The sequence below is a fragment of the Rhodopseudomonas faecalis genome, assembly GCF_003217325.1.
GTDB classification, from domain to species: Bacteria; Pseudomonadota; Alphaproteobacteria; order Rhizobiales; family Xanthobacteraceae; genus Rhodopseudomonas; species Rhodopseudomonas faecalis.
In genome coordinates, this window is record NZ_QJTI01000001.1 from 224,187 (window position 1) to 245,112 (window position 20,926).

The 20,926-nt window shown below is 65.1% G+C and carries 17 protein-coding genes; 12 read left to right on the forward strand and 5 right to left on the reverse strand.

Going from position 1 to position 20,926, the window contains the following annotated elements:
• Positions 1-17 precede the first annotated feature (17 nt).
• The 7 genes from rseP to lpxB all read left to right on the forward strand — a co-directional run bounded on the left by rseP (position 18) and on the right by lpxB (position 8,313).
• On the forward strand, positions 18-1,166 hold the full coding sequence (gene rseP, locus BJ122_RS01100) for an RIP metalloprotease RseP (RefSeq protein WP_110779323.1): 1,149 nt from the start codon (positions 18-20) through the stop codon (positions 1,164-1,166).
• A gap of 171 nt (positions 1,167-1,337) precedes the next feature.
• Positions 1,338-3,878 (forward strand): outer membrane protein assembly factor BamA, encoded by a 2,541-nt coding sequence (gene bamA / locus BJ122_RS01105; RefSeq protein ID WP_110779324.1) that lies wholly within the window; start codon positions 1,338-1,340, stop codon positions 3,876-3,878.
• 32 nt (positions 3,879-3,910) lie between these two features.
• Positions 3,911-4,996, forward strand: a complete 1,086-nt coding sequence (gene lpxD, locus BJ122_RS01110; RefSeq protein ID WP_110779325.1) for a UDP-3-O-(3-hydroxymyristoyl)glucosamine N-acyltransferase — start codon at positions 3,911-3,913, stop codon at positions 4,994-4,996.
• A 1-nt stretch (position 4,997) separates the two neighbouring features.
• Positions 4,998-5,453, forward strand: coding sequence for a 3-hydroxyacyl-ACP dehydratase FabZ (gene fabZ, locus BJ122_RS01115; protein ID WP_110779326.1), 456 nt, complete (start codon positions 4,998-5,000; stop codon positions 5,451-5,453).
• An 8-nt stretch (positions 5,454-5,461) separates the two neighbouring features.
• Complete coding sequence (gene lpxA / locus BJ122_RS01120) at positions 5,462-6,271, forward strand: acyl-ACP--UDP-N-acetylglucosamine O-acyltransferase (RefSeq protein WP_110779327.1); 810 nt, start codon at positions 5,462-5,464, stop codon at positions 6,269-6,271.
• Positions 6,272-6,289: 18 nt separating this feature from the next.
• Positions 6,290-7,144 carry an LpxI family protein gene (locus BJ122_RS01125; RefSeq protein WP_110779328.1) on the forward strand — a complete coding sequence of 285 codons (855 nt, stop codon included), beginning with the start codon at positions 6,290-6,292 and terminating at the stop codon, positions 7,142-7,144.
• The gene (gene lpxB / locus BJ122_RS01130; RefSeq protein ID WP_110779329.1) at positions 7,141-8,313 is read left to right on the forward strand and encodes a lipid-A-disaccharide synthase; all 1,173 of its coding nucleotides are present in this window, start codon (positions 7,141-7,143) and stop codon (positions 8,311-8,313) included. Before BJ122_RS01125 ends, lpxB begins: the two co-directional genes overlap by 4 nt.
• Positions 8,314-8,421: 108 nt before the next feature.
• Here lpxB and gltA read toward each other — a convergent pair whose 3' ends face one another.
• Positions 8,422-9,726, reverse strand: a complete 1,305-nt coding sequence (gltA, locus tag BJ122_RS01135) for a citrate synthase (RefSeq protein ID WP_110779330.1) — start codon at positions 9,724-9,726, stop codon at positions 8,422-8,424.
• A 151-nt stretch (positions 9,727-9,877) separates the two neighbouring features.
• Complete coding sequence (gene gltX, locus BJ122_RS01140) at positions 9,878-11,302, reverse strand: glutamate--tRNA ligase (RefSeq protein ID WP_110779331.1); 1,425 nt, start codon at positions 11,300-11,302, stop codon at positions 9,878-9,880.
• Positions 11,303-11,455: 153 nt separating this feature from the next.
• On the opposite strand from gltX, the gene BJ122_RS01145 reads away from it, so the two are divergent.
• The gene (locus tag BJ122_RS01145) at positions 11,456-13,138 is read left to right on the forward strand and encodes a glutamine--tRNA ligase/YqeY domain fusion protein (RefSeq protein WP_110779332.1); all 1,683 of its coding nucleotides are present in this window, start codon (positions 11,456-11,458) and stop codon (positions 13,136-13,138) included.
• Between the two features lie 104 nt (positions 13,139-13,242).
• A complete protein-coding gene (locus tag BJ122_RS01150; protein WP_245407558.1) occupies positions 13,243-15,576 on the forward strand; it encodes a ComEC/Rec2 family competence protein in 2,334 nt (777 codons plus the stop codon).
• 20 nt (positions 15,577-15,596) lie between these two features.
• On the opposite strand, the gene lexA is transcribed toward BJ122_RS01150, so the two are convergent.
• On the reverse strand, positions 15,597-16,307 hold the full coding sequence (lexA, locus tag BJ122_RS01155) for a transcriptional repressor LexA (RefSeq protein WP_110779334.1): 711 nt from the start codon (positions 16,305-16,307) through the stop codon (positions 15,597-15,599).
• A 146-nt stretch (positions 16,308-16,453) separates the two neighbouring features.
• Entirely contained in the window at positions 16,454-17,665 is a 1,212-nt protein-coding gene (locus BJ122_RS01160; protein WP_110779335.1) for a molybdopterin molybdotransferase MoeA, read from the reverse strand.
• 205 nt (positions 17,666-17,870) lie between these two features.
• Here BJ122_RS01160 and BJ122_RS01165 point away from each other — a divergent pair, with 205 nt between their 5' ends.
• Positions 17,871-18,191, forward strand: a complete 321-nt coding sequence (locus BJ122_RS01165) for a hypothetical protein (RefSeq protein ID WP_245407559.1) — start codon at positions 17,871-17,873, stop codon at positions 18,189-18,191.
• Between the two features lie 223 nt (positions 18,192-18,414).
• Here the strand turns inward: BJ122_RS01165 and BJ122_RS01170 are convergent, their stop codons facing one another.
• Positions 18,415-19,464: a hypothetical protein gene (locus BJ122_RS01170; protein ID WP_110779336.1), complete on the reverse strand. Its 1,050-nt coding sequence runs from the start codon at positions 19,462-19,464 to the stop codon at positions 18,415-18,417.
• Between the two features lie 189 nt (positions 19,465-19,653).
• On the opposite strand from BJ122_RS01170, the gene BJ122_RS01175 reads away from it, so the two are divergent.
• The gene (locus tag BJ122_RS01175; RefSeq protein ID WP_110779337.1) at positions 19,654-20,172 is read left to right on the forward strand and encodes a hypothetical protein; all 519 of its coding nucleotides are present in this window, start codon (positions 19,654-19,656) and stop codon (positions 20,170-20,172) included.
• Between the two features lie 380 nt (positions 20,173-20,552).
• Entirely contained in the window at positions 20,553-20,918 is a 366-nt protein-coding gene (locus BJ122_RS01180) for a BA14K family protein (protein ID WP_245407560.1), read from the forward strand.
• The last annotated feature ends 8 nt before the right edge of the window (positions 20,919-20,926 follow it).

Consider the following 20,926-nt stretch of genomic DNA (forward strand, 5'->3'; position numbering starts at 1 on the left):
CCAAATAGGGGATTCGGATGCCTGATTTCTTGGCCAATGGCTTCAGTTTTCTGAGTCACGGGGTGGTCGGTTACGCCATCCCGTTTCTGTTCGTTCTGACCATTGTCGTGTTCTTCCACGAGCTCGGGCACTTCCTGGTGGCGCGCTGGGCCGGGGTGCGGGTGCTGACCTTCTCGCTCGGTTTTGGCCCGGAGCTGATCGGCTTCAACGACAAGCACGGCACGCGCTGGAAGATTTCTGCAATCCCGCTAGGCGGTTACGTCAAGTTCTTCGGAGATGACAGCGAGGCGTCGACGCCGTCGGCGGCGCTCGCCGCCATGACAGCCGACGAGCGCAAGTCGAGCTTCCACCACAAGAAAGTCGGTCCGCGCGCCGCCATTGTCGCCGCTGGTCCGATCGCCAATTTCCTGCTGGCGATTCTGATCTTCGCCGCGCTGTTCACCATCAATGGCCGGCCGATCACCACGGCCCGAGTCGATAAGGTGTTGCCGGAAAGCGCCGCCGCGGTGGCCGGCTTCCAATCCGGTGACGTCGTGGTCGCGATCAACGGCAGTAAGGTCGATAGCTTCAGCGAAATGCAGCGCACGGTGTCCAGCGAGGCCGGTCGCGAACTGGCCTTCACCGTCAAGCGCGGTGAGGACACCCTGGAATTGAAGGCGACCCCGCAGCTCAAGGAGATCAAGGACTCGTTCGGCAATGTGCACCGGGTCGGCATTCTCGGCATCAGTCGCTCCAACAATCCGGGCGACGTGACCAACGAAAAGATCAATCCTGCGACCGCCTTGGTGCTCGGCGCCAAGGAGACCTGGTTCGTGGTCGACCGTACGCTGGCCTATATCGGCGGTATTTTCACCGGGCGTGAGGCGGCCGACCAGCTCGGCGGGCCATTGCGAATCGCCCAGATTTCCGGCCAGGTCGCGACATTCGGGCTGTCACCGCTGCTGCACTTAGCGGCGGTGCTGTCGGTGTCGATCGGTCTTCTCAACCTGTTTCCGGTGCCGCTGCTCGATGGCGGTCACCTGGTATTCTACGCTGTGGAGGCAATCCGCGGCCGCCCGCTGTCCGAGCGGGCCCAGGAAATGGGGTTCCGGATCGGTTTGGGGCTGGTTTTGATGCTGATGGTGTTCGCAACTTATAATGACATCTTGCATCTGGCAGCATCATAGGGTGCGATTCGAAGCCGTGGCCAATGGGCAACGTCTTGGATTGAAATTGAAATCGCACTGCGAATGGGCGTTTGCCGGAGAGGCAAAAACGTCTACAAGCAGTTCGAAGTGAAGGAATCTGCCGGGCTGCGGGGGCGCTGTTCGGTACTGGAATGACGGGGCGCGGTGCGCATGAAGGTTGGTATGCGAGTGTTTCGGGCAGGTTTGGCCGCTGCCCTAGTGGTTTGCGCCGTTCCGATGGCGGCCACGGTCACCTCCGTGCTGGCGTCGGTGCCGGCAGCGGCTCAGAGCGCCAGTTCGATCGTGGTTGAAGGTAACCGCCGCGTCGAGGTGGAGACCATTCGTTCTTACTTTAGGGCCGGCCCCGGTGGTCGGCTCGACCAGGGGCGGATTGACGACGGTCTGAAAGCGCTGATCGAGACCGGTCTGTTCCAGGACGTGCGCATCAATCAGGCCGGTGGCCGGTTGGTGGTCACTGTGGTGGAAAACCCGGTGATCGGCCGCGTGGCGTTCGAGGGCAACAAGAAGATCAAGGACGAGCAGCTCACCGCTGAGGTGCAGTCCAAGGCGCGCGGAACGCTGTCGCGGCCGCTGGTGCAGGCCGACGCGCTGCGCATTGCCGAAATCTATCGCCGGTCCGGCCGTTATGACGTGCAGGTCACGCCGGAAATCATCGAGCAGCCCAATAACCGCGTCGATCTGATCTTCACCATCAATGAGGGGTCGAAGACCGGCGTGCGCTCGATCGAGTTCGTCGGCAACAAGGCGTTCTCGTCCTACCGCCTCAAGGACGTCATCAAGACCCGTGAGTCGAACTTCCTGAGCTTCCTGGCCTCCGGTGACCTGTATGATCCGGATCGTGTCGAAGCCGACCGCGACCTGATTCGTCGCTTCTACCTGAAGAACGGCTATGCCGACGTGCAGGTGGTGGCGGCTCTCACCGAATACGACCCGGAGAAGAAGGGCTTCTTGGTCACCTTCAAGATCGAAGAAGGCCAGCAGTACCGGGTGTCGTCGGTCGATTTCCAGACCACGATTCCGACCCTCGAAGCCAACTCGCTGCGCGGCTATTCCCGCGTCTCGGTCGGCTCGGTGTACAACGCCGAGGCGCTTGAGAAGTCGGTCGAAGAAATGACCATCGAAGCCTCGCGGCGCGGCTATTCGTTCGCCACCGTGCGGCCGCGCGGCGACCGTAACTTCGATAACCATACCGTCTCGATCGTGTTCTCGATCGAGGAGGGGCAGCGCAGCTACATCGAGCGTATCGACGTGCGCGGCAACACCCGCACCCGCGATTACGTCATTCGTCGTGAGTTCGATCTGTCGGAAGGCGATGCCTATAACCGCGCCCTGGTCGATCGCGCCGAGCGCCGCCTGAAGAACCTCGACTTCTTCAAGAGCGTGAAGATCGTCACCGAGCCGGGCTCCTCGAGCGACCGCGTGGTGCTGATCGTCGATATCGAAGAAAAGTCGACCGGCGACTTCTCGGTGTCGGGCGGCTACTCGACCAGCGACGGTGCCTTGGCGGAAGTCTCGGTGTCGGAGCGTAACCTGCTGGGCCGCGGTCTGTTCGCCAAGGCCACCGTCGGCTACGGCCAGTATTCGCGCGGCTACTCGCTGTCATTCGTCGAACCGTATCTGCTCGACTATCGGGTGGCGCTGGGCCTCGACCTCTATCAGCGCCAGCAGCTTCGGAATAGCTACATTTCCTACACCACCAAGACGCTCGGCTTCAGCCCGCGGCTCGGTTTCGGCCTGCGTGAAGATCTGGCGCTGCAAGTGCGCTATTCGATCTACCAGCAGGAAATCACGCTGCCGTCGAACCTGAACAATTGTAACAACTACGGTTCTGACGCCTTCAAGACACCGGCTGAATTGAATAGGCTTGGTTTCGGAGCTTCCCCGGAGTTTGATCCGAACAATGCGTCAACATGGGGTTGTTTGTCAGATGGCGAAGCCTCGCTGCCGGTGCGCCGCGAGTTGTCGAACGGCAAGACGCTGACCTCGGCGATCGGTTACACGCTGACCTACAACACGCTGGACAATAACAAGAACCCGACCGACGGCTTCCTGGTGGAGCTGCGTCAGGACTATGCCGGCGTGGGTGGCGACGTCACCTATCTGAAGTCCGCGATCGACGCCAAGTACTACACCCCGGTCGTGTCGGACATCGTCGGTATCGTGCGTGGTCAGGCCGGAACGTTGACCAAGATCGGCAGCGACGACATTCGCATGCTCGACCACTTCAAGATGGGTCCGAATCTGGTTCGCGGCTTTGCCCCGAACGGCATTGGCCCGCGCGACCTCAGCTACTATGCGCTCACCAATTATGGCGACGCGCTGGGCGGCACCAATTATTGGGGCGCTTCGGTCGAATTGCAGATGCCGTTCTGGTTCCTGCCGAAGGAAGTCGGGATCAAGGGCGCGATCTATGCCGACGCCGGTTCGCTGTGGGGCTACAAGGGCCCGACCTCGTGGCTTGCCACCGGCGAAGTCAATGGCGCGGGTTGCACCCCGGCAACCAAGGGCTCGGTCGGCACCTGCTCGGGTCTGCAGTATGACGACAGCAATCTGGTCCGCAGCTCGGTTGGTATCGGTCTGATCTGGGCCTCGCCGTTCGGTCCGCTGCGCTTCGACTACGCTGTTCCGATCAGCAAGGGTCAGTACGACCGCGTGCAGGAGTTCAGGTTCGGCGGCGGTACCTCGTTCTGAGCCTGAATTGCGGGCCGGACCGCGACGGACTGATGACGCAACCTGTATTCTTCAAGACATCCCCTTCGTTGACGTTGGCAGAGATTGCCGCGTTGACGAAGGCGGAACTGCTCGATCCTTCCCAAGGCGAGCTGGTGATTCGTGGTGCCGCCTCGCTTAATGAGGCGGGCCCGATGCACCTGACCTTCTTTGAAAACCTGCGTTATGCCGACCAACTGGCGAGCACCCATGCCGGTGCCTGTCTGGTCAGCTCGCGGTTCGAAGGGCAGGTGCCGTCCCATGTGGCGGTGCTGCGCGCCAAAAAGCCGTTCCAGGCTTTTGTCGCCTATTGCTCGCACATCCATAGCGACACGCTGCGGCCGACCAGTTGGTTCGACCAGAGCGGCATCGCCTCAACCGCGGTGGTGCATGAGACCGCCCGGCTGGAAGACGAAGTCACGATTGATCCGCTGGCGGTGATCGGCCCTGAGGTCGAGATCGGCTCGGGCACCATCATCGGCTCCGGCGCCGTGATCGGGCCGGGGGTCAAGATCGGCCGCGACTGCAATATTGGCGCCGGTTCAACCATCCAGGCGTCATTGATCGGCAACAATGTGCTGATCCATCCGGGCTGTCATATCGGCCAGGACGGCTATGGATTTACCTTTGTCGGCGGCCGTCACGTCAAGGTGCCGCAGGCCGGGCGCGTCATCATTCAAAATGATGTCGAGATCGGCGCTGGCACGTCGATCGATCGTGGCAGTCTGCGCGACACCATGATCGGCGAGGGCACCAAGATCGATAATCAGGTCCAGATCGGCCACAACGTGTCGATCGGACGCCATTGTCTGCTAGCCGCCCATTGCGGGTTGGCGGGCAGCCTGACCTTGGAAGATTACGTCGCACTTGGCGCCAAGGTCGGGATTAACAATCACGTCGTTGTCGGCGAAGGCGCTCAGGTTGCGGCCATGAGCGGCATCAAAGACAGCATTCCTCCCGGCGCGCGCTGGGGCGGCATGTTTGCGCGGCCGACTCGGCAATGGCTGCGTGAAATGTTGACGCTCGAGCGCTTGGCGCAAGAGGGAGTTAGCGGTGGTCCGGATTCCAAGCGCGATCCCGACCCGGAGGAGCGCAATTAATATGGGACCCGGCGTCAATATCGACTGTGTCGACATCAACCAGATCCTGAAGACCCTGCCGCATCGTTACCCGTTCCTGCTGATCGACCGGGTGATCAATATCCGCGACGACTATAGCGGCGTCGGCATCAAGAACGTGTCGGTGACCGATCCGGCGTTCCAGGGGCATTTCCCGGAGCGCCCGGTCTATCCCGGCGTGCTGATGATCGAGGGCATGGCGCAGACCGCCGGCGTGATCGGCATCCTGTCGGTGGTCGGCACCGAGAAGCCGCGCGCGGTGTATTTCCTCACCATCGACAAGTGCAAGTTCCGCAAGCCGGTGATGCCGGGTGATACCGTCGAGTATCACATGAGCAGCATCGGTCGGCGCAAGACGATGTGGTGGTTCCACGGTGAGGCCAAGGTCAATGGTGCGGTCGTCGCGGAAGCCGACGTCGGCGCCATGCTGACCGACTGACCGGGCAGATGAGCAACATCGATCCCAGCGCGCGCGTCGAAGATGGCGCCGTGATCGGCGCCGACACCGTGATCGGTCCGTATTGCATCGTCGGCCGCGACGCCGTGATCGGGGCCGGCTGCCGGTTGCTGTCTCATGTCATCGTCGACGGCCACACCACGATCGGCGATGGCACCACGGTGCATCCGTTCGCCTCGCTCGGCACGCCGCCGCAATCGATCGGCTATAAGGGCGAGCCGACCAAGCTGGTGGTCGGCAGCGGCTGCACCATCCGCGAGAACGTCACCATCAACCGCGGCACGGTCGGTGGCGGCGGCATCACCACGGTCGGCGATCGCGGCTACTTCATGATTGGCAGCCACATCGCCCATGACTGCCACGTCGGCAATGACGTGATCTTCGCCAACACCGCGACGCTCGGCGGCCATTGCGAGATCGGCGACTTCACCTTCATCGGCGGCGTCACCGCTCTGCAGCAGTTCACCCGGGTCGGCCCGCAGGTGATGATCGGCGGCATGAGCGGGCTGCGCGACGACGTCATCCCCTATGGCCTGGTCAACGGCATCTATGCCCGGCTGTCCGGCCTGAACATCGTCGGCATGCGCCGGCGCAAGATCACCAAGGCCCGGCTGGCGGTGATCCGCTCGTTCTTCCGTGAACTGTTCCTCACCGAGGGGCAGTTTGCCGAGCGCCTGGAGCGGGTGCGGCCGCGCGCCGGTGAAGACCCGGCGATCGCCGAGATTCTGGCTTTCATTGATGACCGCAAGCGCCGGCGGCGGCTGTGCATGGCGCGCAACGACGACGTCGTGCTCGATTAGCCAAGGAGCCACCGCGCGATGACCGGGGTTCCGCAGATCCGCTCCCCCCTTGGTGTGATCGCGGGCGGCGGTGTGCTGCCCTTTGCGGTCGCCGATTCCCTTTCCGCGCGGGGCATTACCCCGGTTCTGTTCGCGCTGCAGGGCTCGTGCGATCCGGCGCGGGTCGAAGCTTATCGTCATCACTGGCTGGCGATGGGCGCGTTCGGCAAGCTGTTGCGGCTGCTGCGCGCCGAGGGCTGCCAGGATCTGGTGTTCATCGGCAATCTGGTGCGGCCATCGATCGCCGAGCTGCGGCTCGATTGGGGCGCGATCAAAGTGCTGCCGGCGGTGCTGGCGGCCTATCGCGGCGGCGACGACCATCTGCTCACCGGCGTCGGCCGGCTGTTTGAACACTACGGTTTCCGGCTGCTCGGGTTGAAGCAGGTCGCACCCGACCTGCTGATGCCGGAGGGCGCGCTGACCCGCGCCCGCCCGGATGACCGTGCGCAGGCCGATATCACCAAGGGCCGCGCGGTGCTGGCGGCGCTCAGCCCATTCGATATCGGCCAGGGCTGCGTGGTGATCGACGGCCATGTGGTGGCGGTCGAGGACACCGGCGGCACCGACAGCCTGCTGCGGCGGGTGGCGCAGCTGCGCGAGGAGCGCCGGCTGCGCACCAAGCCCGGGCGAGGGGTGCTGGTGAAGGCGCCCAAAACCGGGCAGGATCTGCGCTTTGATTTGCCGGCGCTCGGTCCGACCACCATTGACGGCCTGATCGCGGCGCAGCTCGGCGGCGTCGCCGTGGTGGCTGGGCACACCGTGGTGGCCGAGCCGCAGACCATGGTCGCCAGCGCCGATCGCGGCGGACTGTTCATCACCGGACTTGCCCCATGACCGCCAGCGCTGCCCCCACGATTTACCTGATTGCCACCGAGGAGTCGGGCGACCGGCTCGGCGCCCATCTGATGCAGGCGCTGCGCCAGCAGCTCGGCGAGGTGCAGTTCGTGGGCATCGGCGGGCACGGCATGGCGCGCCAGGGGCTGCGCTCGCTGTTTCCGATCGAGGAATTGTCGATTATCGGCTTTGCGGCCGTGGTGCAGCGGCTGCCGATGATTCTGCGCCGGATTCGTGAGGCGGCCGATGCGGTGATCGCCGCGTCGCCGGATGTTTTCGTGATCATCGACAGTCCGGATTTCACCCACCGCGTGGCGCGGCGGGTGCGGGCGCAGGCGCCCTCGATCCCGATCATCAACTACGTCTCGCCGACCGTGTGGGCCTGGCGGCCGGGCCGGGCGCGCGCGATGCGCGGCTATGTCGATCACGTGCTGGCGCTGCTGCCATTCGAGCCGGCCGAGTATCGCCGCTTGGACGGTCCGCCCTGCAGCTATGTCGGCCATCCGCTCACCGAACAGCTCGACTCGCTCCGCCCCAACGAGGCCGAGCGCGCGCAGCGCGACGCCGAGCCGCCGACCTTGCTGGTGCTGCCGGGCAGCCGGCGCAGCGAAATCCGGCATCACAGCGCGGTGTTCGGCGCGGCGCTTGAACTGTTACGTGAGCAAGGCGTGGCGTTTACCCCGGTGCTGCCGACCACACCGCATCTCGAAAGCCTGGTGCGCGAGGCGGTCGAAAGCTGGCCGGTGAAGCCGGCGATTCTGGTCGGCGAAGTGGATAAGCGCGCGGCGTTTCGCACCGCGCGCGCGGCACTGGCCAAGTCCGGTACCGTCACGCTGGAGCTGGCGATCGCCGGGGTGCCGATGGTCACCGCCTATCGCGCCGGTGCGCTGGAAATCTGGATCGCGCGCCGCGTGGTGCGCCCGGGCACGGTGATCCTGGCCAATCTGGTGATCGGCGAGGACGTGATCCCCGAGTTCATCCAGGAAGACTGCACGGCCGACAAGCTGGCTGCGGCGCTGCGCGAGGTGATCGCCGACACGCCATCCCGGCGCCGGCAGCTCGATGGCTTTGCCAAGATCGATGGCATCATGTCGACCGGCGGCCGCGATCCCAGCGCCTGCGCGGCCGAGATCGTGATTGCGGCGCTGCGCAACAGCGCCGCGGCCTGAGCCGCCGGCGATCGCCGAGCCTCACCCAACCAAACCTCATCAAGCCGAAACGACAACGACCCGCGCGAGGCGGGCCGTCCAATGCTGTGCACGATTGATCAGAGACGATCAAACGCGATCGGACATCGCCACGTAGTCGCGCTTGGTGGCGCCGGTGAACAGCTGGCGCGGCCGGCCGATCTTCTGCTGCGGATCTTCGATCATCTCGCTCCACTGGCTGATCCAGCCAACCGTGCGCGCCACCGCAAACAGCACGGTGAACATGTCGGTCGGGAAGCCCATCGCCTTCAGCGTGATGCCCGAATAGAAGTCGACATTCGGATACAGCTTGCGGTCGATGAAGTACTGGTCGCTGAGCGCGATCTTCTCCAGCTCCATCGCGACCTTGAGCAGCGGGTCGCCGTGGTGGCCGGTTTCCGCCAGCACCTCATGGCAGGTCTGCTGCATGATCTTGGCGCGCGGATCGTAGTTCTTATAGACCCGATGGCCAAAGCCCATCAGCCGCGCGGTGTTGTTCTTGTCCTTCACCTTGGCGATGAAGTCCGGAATGTTCTCGACCGTGCCGATTTCCTTCAGCATCGCCAGCGCCGCTTCGTTGGCGCCGCCATGGGCAGGACCCCACAGGCAGGCGATGCCGGCGGCGATGCAGGCGAACGGGTTGGCGCCCGACGAACCGGCGATCCGCACCGTGGAGGTCGAGGCGTTCTGCTCGTGGTCGGCGTGCAGCGTGAAGATCTTGTCGAGCGCGCGCGCCAGCACCGGGTTGACGACGTATTCTTCGCACGGCGTCGCAAAGCACATCCGCAGGAAATTGGCGGCATAGCTCAGCGAGTTCTTCGGATACACGAACGGCTGACCGACCGAATATTTGTAGGCCATCGCCGCCAGCGTCGGAATCTTCGCGATCATGCGGATCGAAGCGATCATCCGCTGGGTCGGATCGTTGATGTCGGTGGAGTCGTGATAGAACGCCGCCAGCGCGCCGACCGCCGCCACCATCACCGCCATCGGGTGGGCGTCGCGGCGGAACGCCTGGAAGAAGCGCGCCATCTGCTCGTGCACCATGTTGTGGCGCGTGACGCGATAGTCGAAATCTTCCTTCTGCGCCTTGGTCGGCAGCTCACCATAGAGCAGCAGGTAGCAGGTCTCGAGGAAGTCGCCCTTTTCGGCGAGCTGGTCGATCGGATAGCCGCGATACCGCAGGATGCCAGCGTCACCGTCGATATAGGTGATCTTGGACTGGCAGCTTGCAGTCGAGGTGAAGCCAGGGTCGTAGGTGAAGTGCCCGGTCTGCGCGTACAGCTTGCTGATGTCGATGACATCTGGGCCCACGGTGCCGCTCAATATCGGGAAATCGTAGCTCTTGCCACCGACCGTGAGCGTTGCGGATTTAGCGTTTGTTGTTGCGTCCATCGTGTGGTCCCCGATGTGATCATGGCTGATACGTTCGGCGTCCCGGCCGTCATCAGCGACGGGCGGGGAACCTAGGCGTCCTACGCAGCTTCGATGCGTAACTCATTGCACTGTGCACTGCAAGACAGACGCAACAAGCAATGGCCGCGTGCTATTCCGAGGTCTGGTCCGCGAGCCGCGCCAGACACTCCTCACGGCCCAGCACCGCCAGCACGTCGAAAATCCCCGGTGAGGTGGTGCGTCCGGTCAGCGCCACGCGCAGCGGCTGCGCCACCGCGCCGAGCTTAAGGCCGTTGGTTTCAGCGAATCCGCGCATCGCCGCTTCGGTGCTCTCGCCGGACCATGCCTCGACGGCCTGCAGCGCGCCATGCAACCGCCCGATCAATTGCCGGGTTTCCGGCGTCAGCAGCGCGCGCGCCTTGGGCTCGATGGTGAGCGGGCGCTCAGCAAGGATGAAGCTCGCGCCATCGATCAGCTCGAGCAGCGTTTTGGCGCGCTCTTTCAGGCCGGGCATGGCGCGCAGCAGCTGCGCGCGCTTGTTATCGTCGATCTTGGCGGCGATCTGCGCGCCATTGGGAATGTAGCGCAGCAGGTTTTCCAGCGAATCGAGCAGCGTCTGGTCGTTGCTATGACGGATGTAATGGCCGTTGAGATTTTCCAGCTTGGCGAAATCGAAACGCGCCGCGGAACGGCCGATCGCCGGCAGATCGAACGCCGCGATCATCTCATCGGTCGAGAAGATTTCCTGGTCGCCATGGCCCCAGCCGAGCCGCACCAGATAATTGCGCAATGCGACCGGCAGATAGCCCATGCTGCGATAGGCATCGACGCCGAGCGCGCCATGGCGCTTCGACAGTTTCGAGCCGTCCGGGCCGTGAATCAGCGGAATGTGTGCCATCACCGGGATCTCCCAGCCGAGCGCGTCGTAAATCTGCTTCTGGCGGGCGGCGTTGATCAGATGATCGTCGCCGCGGATCACATGCGTCACGCCCATGTCATGGTCGTCGACCACCACCGCGAGCATATAGGTCGGCGTACCGTCGCTGCGCAGCAGCACCAGGTCGTCGAGATTATCGTTCTGCCAGACCACGCGGCCCTGCACTTGGTCTTCGATCACCGTCTCGCCGGTCAGCGGCGCTTTTAGGCGGATGGTCGGCTTGACGCCGGCCGGGGCTTCGGACGGATCGCGGTCCCGCCACAGCCCGTTGTAGAACCGGGTGCGGCCCTCGGCACGGGCCGCCTCGCGCATCTGCGTCAGCTCCTCGGCGCTCGCATAACAGCGATAGGCCGTGCCACGCTCCAGCATCTGCTCGACCACCTCGCGGTGCCGGGCGGCGTTGGAGAACTGGTAGACAACATCGCCGTCCCAATCGAGTTCCAGCCATTTCAGGCCGTCGAGAATGGCGTCGATCGCCGCCTGGGTGGAGCGCTCGCGGTCGGTGTCCTCGATCCGCAGCAGCATCTTGCCGCCCAGCTTCTTGGCGTACAGCCAGTTGAACAGCGCGGTGCGGGCACCGCCGATGTGGAGAAAGCCGGTGGGCGAGGGCGCGAAGCGGGTGACGACGGGACGGGTCATTCAGATCTGCGATGATTGGAAAGGGGGCCGAAGGGCGACGAGCGGTGTATAGCAGGAACGCGGCATAAACAAAGCGCCGGATCGGCCCTGCGGGGTTGGCGCGGCGCTGCGGATTTGGCACATAGCCAGGAAACGGATTTGCAGGATTCCCCGATGACGATGGCAGAGGCAGCGACGGCCGAGGCGGGTCGCGATTTCATTCGCGATATCATTCAGGCCGATCTCGACTCCAAGAAGCACACCCAGATTGTGACGCGCTTTCCGCCGGAGCCGAATGGCTACCTGCATATCGGCCATGCCAAGTCGATCGCCCTGAATTTCGGCATTGCCCAGGAGTTTGCCGGGCGCTGCCACCTTCGGTTCGACGATACCAATCCGACCAAGGAAGAGCAGGAATATATCGATTCCATCCAGGCCGACGTGCGCTGGCTCGGCTTCGATTGGGGCGGCCACCTCTATTACGCCTCGGACTATTTCGAGCAGCTCTATCAGTGGGCCGAGCTGCTGATCCAGAACGGGCTGGCCTATGTCGACGACCAGTCCCAGGAGGAAATCCGGGTCAATCGCGGCACGCTGACCGAGCCCGGCAAGAACAGCCCGTTCCGCGACCGTTCGGTCGAAGAGAATCTCGACCTGTTCCGGCGCATGAAGGCCGGGGAATTCCAGAATGGCGCGCGGGTGCTGCGCGCCAAGATCGACATGGCCGCGGGCAATATCAATCTGCGCGATCCGGTGCTGTATCGCATCCTGCACGCCCATCATCCGCGCACCGGGCAGGCCTGGTCGATCTATCCGAGCTACGACTATGCCCACGGCCAGTCGGACGCGATCGAGGGCATCACCCACTCGATCTGTACCCTGGAATTCGAAGATCACCGGCCGCTTTATGAGTGGCTGCTCGATAAGCTGCCGGTGCCCGCCAAGCCGCGGCAGTATGAATTCGCGCGGCTCAATCTCACCTACACGCTGCTGTCGAAGCGGGTGCTGACCGAGCTGGTGCGCGGCGGCCACGTCAATGGCTGGGACGATCCGCGTATGCCGACCATCGCCGGGCTGCGTCGCCGCGGCGTGCCGCCGGCCGCGGTGCGCGAGTTCGTCAAGCGGATCGGCGTCGCCAAGGCCAACAGCGTGGTCGATGTCGGCATGCTGGAATTCTGCATTCGCGAAGAATTGAACCGCACCGCGCCGCGGCGCATGGCGGTGCTGCGGCCGCTCAAGGTGGTGATTGAAAACTATCCGGAAGGCCAGAGCGAACAGATCGAGGCGGTCAACCATCCGGACGATCCGGCGGCCGGCACGCGCACGCTGCATTTCGGCCGCGAGATCTATATCGAGCGCGACGATTTCATGGAGAATCCGCCCAAAAAGTTCTTCCGGCTGTCGCCCGGCAACGAGGTGCGGCTGCGCTACGGCTATTTCATCACCTGCCGCGAGGTGGTGAAGGATGCCGCTGGCGAGATCGTCGAGCTGCGCTGCAGCTACGATCCGGCCACGCGCGGCGGCAACGCCCCGGACGGCCGCAAGGTCAAGGCGACCATGCACTGGCTGTCGGCGCAGGACGCGGTGCCCGCCGAAATCCGCATCTATAATCAGCTGTTCCAAAAGCCCGCGCCCGAGGCGGCCAATTTCGCGGCCGACCTCAATCCGCAGTCGCTGGAAGTGCTGACCGGTGCTTTGGTCGAGCCGTCGGTGGCGGCCGCCACCTCGGCCGAGCCGATGCAGTTCGAGCGTCAGGGCTATTTTGTGCGCGACCGTGATTCCAGTGCTGACCGGCTGGTGTTCAACCGCACGATCGGACTGCGCGACACCTTTGCCAAGGAAGTGGCGAAGGGCTAGTTCCTCTCGCGAAAGTTGCGGAGCGCCGCGCTTTGCCGCATCCTTGACGGGCACAGGCTCGTTGAGGGGCGCGCGGCGTGGAGCAGGGCGGCAGCCGGGCAAAGGTGCGGACCTGGCCGGCTGGCGCTAGCATTACGACAGCGCGGCTCGGTGCGCTGCGCCCGCATGGCGAGGCGCTGTGGGATTGGCTGCGCGGCTGCGTCCAAGCCGAGCGCGGGCCGGGGCGGCTATTGCCCTGGCTGCCGGTGGCGCTCGGCGCCGGCATCGCGCTGTATTTTACCGCCGATCATGAACCGATCGCGTTTGTCGCGGCGCTGACCGCGCTCGCCCTGGCCGCGGTCGCCTTTGCGCTGCGCCACCACGCGCTGTTTGCGCTCGCGGTGCTGATCGCGGCGGTCGCCGCCGGCTTTACCGTGGCCGCGCTCAAGACGGCGCGAGTCGCGCATCCGGTGCTGGCGCAGCCTTTGTTCGGCGTCGCGCTAAAAGGCTTTGTCGAGGGCCGCGAGCAGCGCGAGCGCAGCGACCGCTTCGTGTTGCGCATCACCCATATGGAGGCGCCGCGTAGCACCTCCAGCTTGCAGCGGGTGCGGCTGTCGGTGCGCAAGGGCACCGCGCCGGCCGCTGGCAGCTTTGTCGAGCTGAAGGCACGGCTGACGCCGCCGATGGCGCCGCTGCAACCCGGTGGCTATGATTTCGCGCGCGACCTGTATTTTCAGGGTATCGGCGCCACCGGCTGGGTGCTGGGCGCGGTCACGGTCAAGCCTGCCCCGGAGAGCGGCGGCTTGGCGCTGCGCTATGCTGCGACGTTGCAGGGCATCCGCGACGCCATCGATGCGCGGATTCGCATTGTGCTGGAGGGCGATCGCCGCGCCATCGCCACCGCACTCCTGACCGGGCGGCGCGATGCCATTTCGGCGCCAGTCAACGACGCGATGTTCATCTCGGGCCTCGGCCATGTGCTGTCGATCTCCGGCTATCACATGGCGGTGGTGGCGGGCGTGGTGTTCTTTGCGGTGCGGGCGCTGCTCGCGCTGCTGCCGGCGCTGACGGTGTGGGGTCCGATCAAGAAATACGCGGCCGGCGCCGCGCTCGCCGCCGCCGCGTTCTATCTGGCGCTTTCCGGCGCCGAGGTCGCGACCCAGCGCTCATTTCTGATGACCGCGGTGGTGCTGATCGCCATGATGGTCGACCGGCAGGCAATCACCTTTCGGACCCTGGCGATCGCGGCACTGATCGTGCTGCTGCTGGCGCCGGAAGCGCTGGTCCATCCCAGCTTTCAGATGTCGTTCGCGGCGACGCTGGGCCTGGTGGCACTGGTGCAGCTCGGCCTGCCGGCGTTGTTCGCCAGTCCCGACCAATCCGGCACCGCGCGTGCCGCGCTGTGGGGCGCGCGCGAGATCGCGTTGCTGGCGCTGGCCTCGCTGGTCGCTGGGCTCGCGACGCTGCCTTACGCCGCCTATCACTTCCACCGCGTCACCGCCTATGGCGTGCTCGCCAATCTGCTGGCGATGCCGGTGGTGTCGGCGCTGGTGATGCCAGCCGGGCTGCTTGGCCTGGTCGCGATGCCGTTCGGCTTCGATACGGTGTTTTGGCGGATCATGGCGATCGGCATCGAGTGGCTGGTGCTGGTGGCGCAGGGCGTCGCGGCGCTGCCGGGCGCGGTCGGCCCGATCGCTGCGTTCGGCGTCGGACCGCTGCTAGTGGTGACGCTTGGCCTCGTTACGCTCACGCTGCAGCGCTCGGCGCTGCGCTATCTTGGCGTCGTGCTGATTGTGCTCGCGGTGCCATGGGCGCTCGCCGCCGAGCGTCCTGACATCGTGATCGGCGGCGATGGCCGGCAGGTCGCGGTGCGCGGCGCAGATGGCCGGCTGCGGCTGTTGCAGGACGGCCAGCATGGCTTTCTGCAAAAAGTCTGGCTCGCCGCCGATGGCGATGGCCGCAGCGCGAGTGAGCCGTCGCTGGGGGCGGGCGTGTCGTGCGATCGCGATGGCTGCGTCACGGCGCTGGCTGATGGCCGGCTGGTGGCGCTGTCGAAAACGCCCGAGGCGGTCGCCGAGGATTGCCACAAGGCGGCGGTGCTGGTGACCCGGCATCCGGCGCCGGAGGGCTGCGCCGCTTATGTGATCGAGGCCGACACGCTGCGCCGCACCGGGGCGCAGCGCCTGCGCAGCGTAGGCACGTCCTGGCAGGCGAGCGTGGTGCATCCGCCTGAACGCGATCGGCCCTGGGCACCGCGGGCGCCATTGTCCGCGATCAGCAGCGCGCGCACCAAACATCCCGCCGATCGCTCGACCGCGAGCAGCGCGGAACGCGAGCCGCGTAGCCCCACAGCGCAGGGCGAGCGGGCTGCATCCCAGCGCCCATCGCCGCGCTCGCAACTATCTCCGGCGGCGCGTACGCCCGCATCGCCGCCAGTGGATGACGACGAGCCGGATTAATTGGCTCGCGAGGGCGCCGCTTAGTACTTGCGGTACAGCCCGATCAGCTTGCCCTGAATCCGCACCCGGTTCGGCGGCAGAATCCGCACCTCATAGGCCTGATTGGCCGGCTCGAGCGCGATCGACGCGCCGCGGCGGCGGAAGCGCTTGAGCGTGGCTTCTTCCTCGTCGATCAGCGCCACCACGATGTCGCCGGTGTTGGCGTTGTCGTTCTTCTGGATCAGCGCCATGTCGCCATCCAGAATCCCGGCCTCCACCATGGAATCACCGCGCACTTCCAGCGCGTAATGCTCACCGGCGCCGAGCATGTCGGGCGGCACGCTGATGGTGTGGCTGCGGGTCTGTAGCGCCTCGATCGGAGTACCTGCCGCAATGCGGCCCATCACCGGCACCGCGACGCTGCGATCAGAATCGTCGTCCGATCCGATCGGCGAGGGCGGTCGCACCTTGCCGAGATGGCCCTCGATCACGCTCGGAGTAAAGCCGCGTCGCCCCTGGCCGGCGCCGCTGACGCCAAAATCCGGCAGCTTGATCACCTCGATGGCGCGGGCGCGGTTCGGCAGCCGGCGGATGAAGCCGCGCTCCTCGAGCGCCGTGATCAGCCGGTGGATGCCGGATTTCGAGCGCAGATCGAGCGCCTCCTTCATCTCGTCGAACGAGGGCGGCACGCCGCTCTCCTTCAGCCGTTCATTGATGAAGCGTAACAGTTCAAATTGTTTGCGCGTGAGCATGCGAGCGGTCCCAGATCAGACGCCCAAAGCCGGGCGGCGCGGGTCGAGGCAGTGGAATCGCCTCGAAAACAAATCATGAACGGACACTATCTGTTCGGTATGTGTTCCGCAACAGGTTAATTTCAGGTCAAGAAATCGCGCGCTCGCTACAATGGAAGTTTAATGATCCGGCACGGCGCGCCGGCGTCGGCCGCGTGCGCAAAAGGCGGGCGGATCACCAGCGCCTGCGCCGAGGCCAGCTGGCTGAGCAGCGAGGAATCTTGGCGCTCGACCGGGGTCGCGACCAGCCGGCCCATAGCGTCGTAATCGAGCGAGGCGCGCAGATAATCCTCGCGGCCGTCATTGCCGCCCACCGCGCGGCCCAGCACGGCGCTTTCGCCGATATGGGCGACATCGCGCCGGCCGGACAGCGCCCGGATCAGCGGCACCAGGAACAGGAACGCGCACACATAGGACGATACCGGATTGCCGGGCAGGCCGATCACCCGCAGTCCGCCGAGCGTGCCGTGCATCATCGGCTTGCCGGGCCGCATCGCGATCTTCCAGAACGACATCGCCACGCCCTCGGCCTCAAGCGAGCGCAGCACCATGTCGTGATCTCCGGCCGAGGCGCCGCCGGTGGTGACCAGAATGTCGACATCAAGCTCGCGGGCACGGCGGATCGCGGCGGTGGTCGATTCCAGCGTATCGGCGGCGATGCCAAGATCGATGGTGTCGGCGCCTTCATCACGCGCCAGCGCATGCAGCGCAAAGCCGTTGGCGTAGAGGATCTGGCCGGGGCCGGGGCAGGTGCCCGGCATCACCAGCTCATCGCCGGTGGCGAGCATCGCGATCTTGGGCCGGCGGCGCAGCGGCAATTTTGCGTGGTTCATCGAGGCCGCCAGCGCCAGATCGCGGTCGGACAGGCGGGTGCCAGCGCGCAGCAGCACGTCGTCTTGGTGAAAATCGATGCCGGCCGGGCGGATGTGATGGCCGTGCCGGGCCGCGACGTTCAGGATCACTTGGTCGCCGTCGCGCGTGGTGTCCTCCTGGATCACGACGCTATCGGCGCCGTCCGGCACCACGCCGCCGGTGAAGATCCGCATCGTTTCGCCGGCCTCAAGGCGCTGCTCAGCCGGCTGTCCCGCGGCGACTTCGCCGATCACGGTCAGCCGCGCGCCGGGTTGTGCGGCATCGGCGGCGCGGATCGCATAGCCGTCCATCGCCGACATCGGCAGCGGCGGCTGGGTGCGGGTGGCGGAAAGATCGCGCGCCAGCACGCGGCGATGGCCGCTGGCGAGCGGCACCCATTCCTCAACGAGCGGTGCAGCGTCCGCAAGAATCGCGGCCAACGCATCGGCTACCGGCATCAGAGACATCGCACCACTCCGCCATCCTCCGCCCCTAGTCGCGTTTCATGATTGTGACGCGGAGCAATCCGGCTTTACGGGCCAGGGCAGGGTTCTGCAAGCGGCGAACCGACGCAATCGGATGGGGCGCCTTCGTCGAAATCAGGATTGCATCGCCGCCACGGCCCCGCGTAAGAGCAGGCCCAATAGTCCAGGTCGCGTAGGAGCGAAACCGATGCAGCAACATGATATGACCAAATGGATGTTCCGCGCCGTCTTGGTGCTGGGAGCCATCGGCTTTGTGACGCTGTACAGCGTCCGCCACGACTGGTCGAAGGGCTGGATGCCGTCGATGACCCCCGACTATCAGCCGATCAGCGAGTCGGCCGCTGACACCAGCTCGGCCGAGAGCAGCGAAGCCGCTGTTCGGGCGCCCGCGGCTGCTCCGGCCGCCGCGCCGCGCGCCGGCGAGCCGCCGCGCTGCCAGCCGTTCGGCCGCACCGCCCGCGGCGAACTGGTCTATTCGATCGACTGCGAGCAGATCCCGCGCCGGTAATCGCGCTCGGGATCAAGCCCTGCACAACGAGGGTTCGGTTCTGATGTCATCAGAACCGAACAGGCGCCAAGGCGCCGTCAACCATCGGGTCGTATCAATGACCGTCATACCCGCGCTTGTCGCGGGTATCCACGTCTTAAAATCGCTGCAAGATCATAGACGTCATGGCCGGGACGAGCCCGGCCATGACGTGCGGAGGGGTTGGTATCAATCGCCGTTGGTGTCACTCGGCCGGCCGCTGCTGGCGGAGCGACCGGCTGATCCGTTCGACGATCGGATCGAATTTGGCCTTGTCGGCCTGCGGATAGCTGATGTCGACGCAGTGGATGGTGCCGTCCTCGCGGCCGGCGAAATTGCAGCGTTGATAATAGATTTCCTCGCCGCGCCGGCCGGACAGCGCATAAAACTGCGCGGTCACCCGCCGAAAACTTGCTTCAGCACCATCACCATATTTGTCGAGATAGGCCTGCGGCGTATCGGCTTCGACATTGTGCGCGCCATAGACTGACAGCCGGGCGCGGCCGTCGCGGCTGCGGAAGGTGCGGCCGTCATTATTGGTGGGCGCCGGATCGCGCTCGCTGAACAGATCGGCCGGATAATCGACCTGCGTGCCGAACCTGGCGTTCTGGTAGGTCGACCAGGCGCTCGCCGTCTCTGCCGGAGGCGTTGCGGTCGCCTGTGCGGCGGCGGCACTATTGGTGCGTTCGGCGGCGCAGGCCAGCAACGGCGCGATCGCTTTGGGGCTGAACTGATAGATCGCGACCACGTTATTGATCTTGGCATCGGCGCGCGATTGCACCACCACGAACTCGCCGCGTGCCGCCGCGACCATCTGCAGAAATTCGCGTGGGTTCTGCTCGGCGATCAGCGTGAAGTCTGAGCGATCCTGGCGCGGGACGACAAAGGTCACCGGGCCGCCGAACTCCTTGATCGGAGCGTAGTCGTCGGCGCTGGTCGATTTGCCGGCGAACACTTTGAGCGGTGGCTGCGGCGTCGCCTCGCGCTCGTCGGGCGCTTCCAGCCGGATGAAAGCGCGTGTGCCGGACACGCCGATGTCGAGCTGATGCGAGGAGCCTTGCTCGCGCACATAGCAGGCCACAAGACCGCTGTCGGTCCGTCCGACCTCGACCTTGGCGGCGTGGTCGTAGCGCGCGATTTTGCGCAGCACGCCGATCGGGTCGTCGGCCGCCACAGCGGCGAGTGGCATGCTGATGGCAAGCGCCAGCAGCTGCGACAACAATAGCGACGACAACTGGTGGCAACGGCGCGGCATGGAGCACCCAACTCGCTGATCGTTTGCGATGGCATGGTTCGGCCGGCGCTGTGTCGCGGCATTGATGTGCGTCAACGGTATTTCGGCGGCGAGCCACCAGGGGGGGCTACTATCGTCGGCGCCTCAAGGCAGTTCCGGGGCGCCGTGGCTCTGCTAGGATCATCGTCATCTCTTGCTCCGGAGCTGCCTATGATTGATCGCCGTCATCTGGTCCGCATGGCGCTGGCCGCAGCCTTGCTGACTTCGGCCGCCCTATTGCCCCCGAACTTTGCGCGCGCCGAGGAGGGGGGCTATCAGCGCTTCGTGCCGCTGCTGGTCGAGCCATCAGGCTGGGAAGGCGGCAAGCCCGAGGGCATGACCATGGAAGTGAGCGGCGCCTCGATGGTGACGGCCTCGCGCAACTACCAGCGCGGCGAGTCGCATTTCGACGCGCAGATCATCACCGGGCCCGCGGCGCAGGTCGCGCTCGCCGCCACCAGCGCTGATATGAAGATCGAAAGCGGCGAGGGTCGCATGGTCAGCGACGCGATCGACGGCTTTCGGGTGATGCGCACCTACACGTTCAGCGACAAATCGGGCGGCATTGTCGTGGCGCTCGGCGAGCGCGCGCTGTTCAGCCTGTCGTTCTCCGGCATCGATGATGTCGAAGCGCTGGCGATCGCCAAACGTTTCGATTGGAAGGCGATGCAGGCGATCAGCAGCAAATAGCCAGTGGTCCCATGGGCGGCCATGTGTGACGCCATTGAACCGACTGCGGATCACCATTGAATCGATAGCGGATCAAATGCGCTGATTCGCGCGTTGCGAGTGTGATGAGGTGCATCCGGCCATGGCGGGCGATCGGTGCAGATTGAGCAATAATGACCGTTTGATGGGTCCTGTGAGTTGCGTGTTGCCGCGCAGCAAGTGAAGCGTGCGTAGTTGGCCCCATGAGGGTGGTTGGCATTTGACCGCGATTAGCTGGCGCGTAATATTGCGACCTGTTGACACAGGCTGGTGCCAATAGACGACGCTAGATCGTTTTGGAGACGGCGACAGGAAAGGCCAAGGCTATGATGATCAGGAAATCGGGCAGTCGAGCCCACAAGATGGTGACGCGCGTGCTCGCCACCACCGTGATGCTGGGGATGTATGCGTTCGGCATGATCGCCACCACGGGGCTCGCGATCACGGCTGGCACCACGCCGGCCTATGCCCAGCGCGGTCGTGGCCGTGGCGGCGGGCGTGGCTGGGGCGGTGGCCGCGGCCGTGGTTGGGGTGGCTCCGGCGCTGGTGCAGCGATCGGGCTTGGTATCGGCGCGGCGGTGATCGGCGGCGCGATCGCTGCGCAGGAGGCCGAGCGGGCGGCGGCGGCCCAGAATGCGGCCGATTACTGCATGCGCCGGTTCCGTTCGTATGATCCCGAGAGCGGCACCTATGTCGGCCGCGACGGCGTGCGCCGTCCGTGCCCTTAACCACGCGC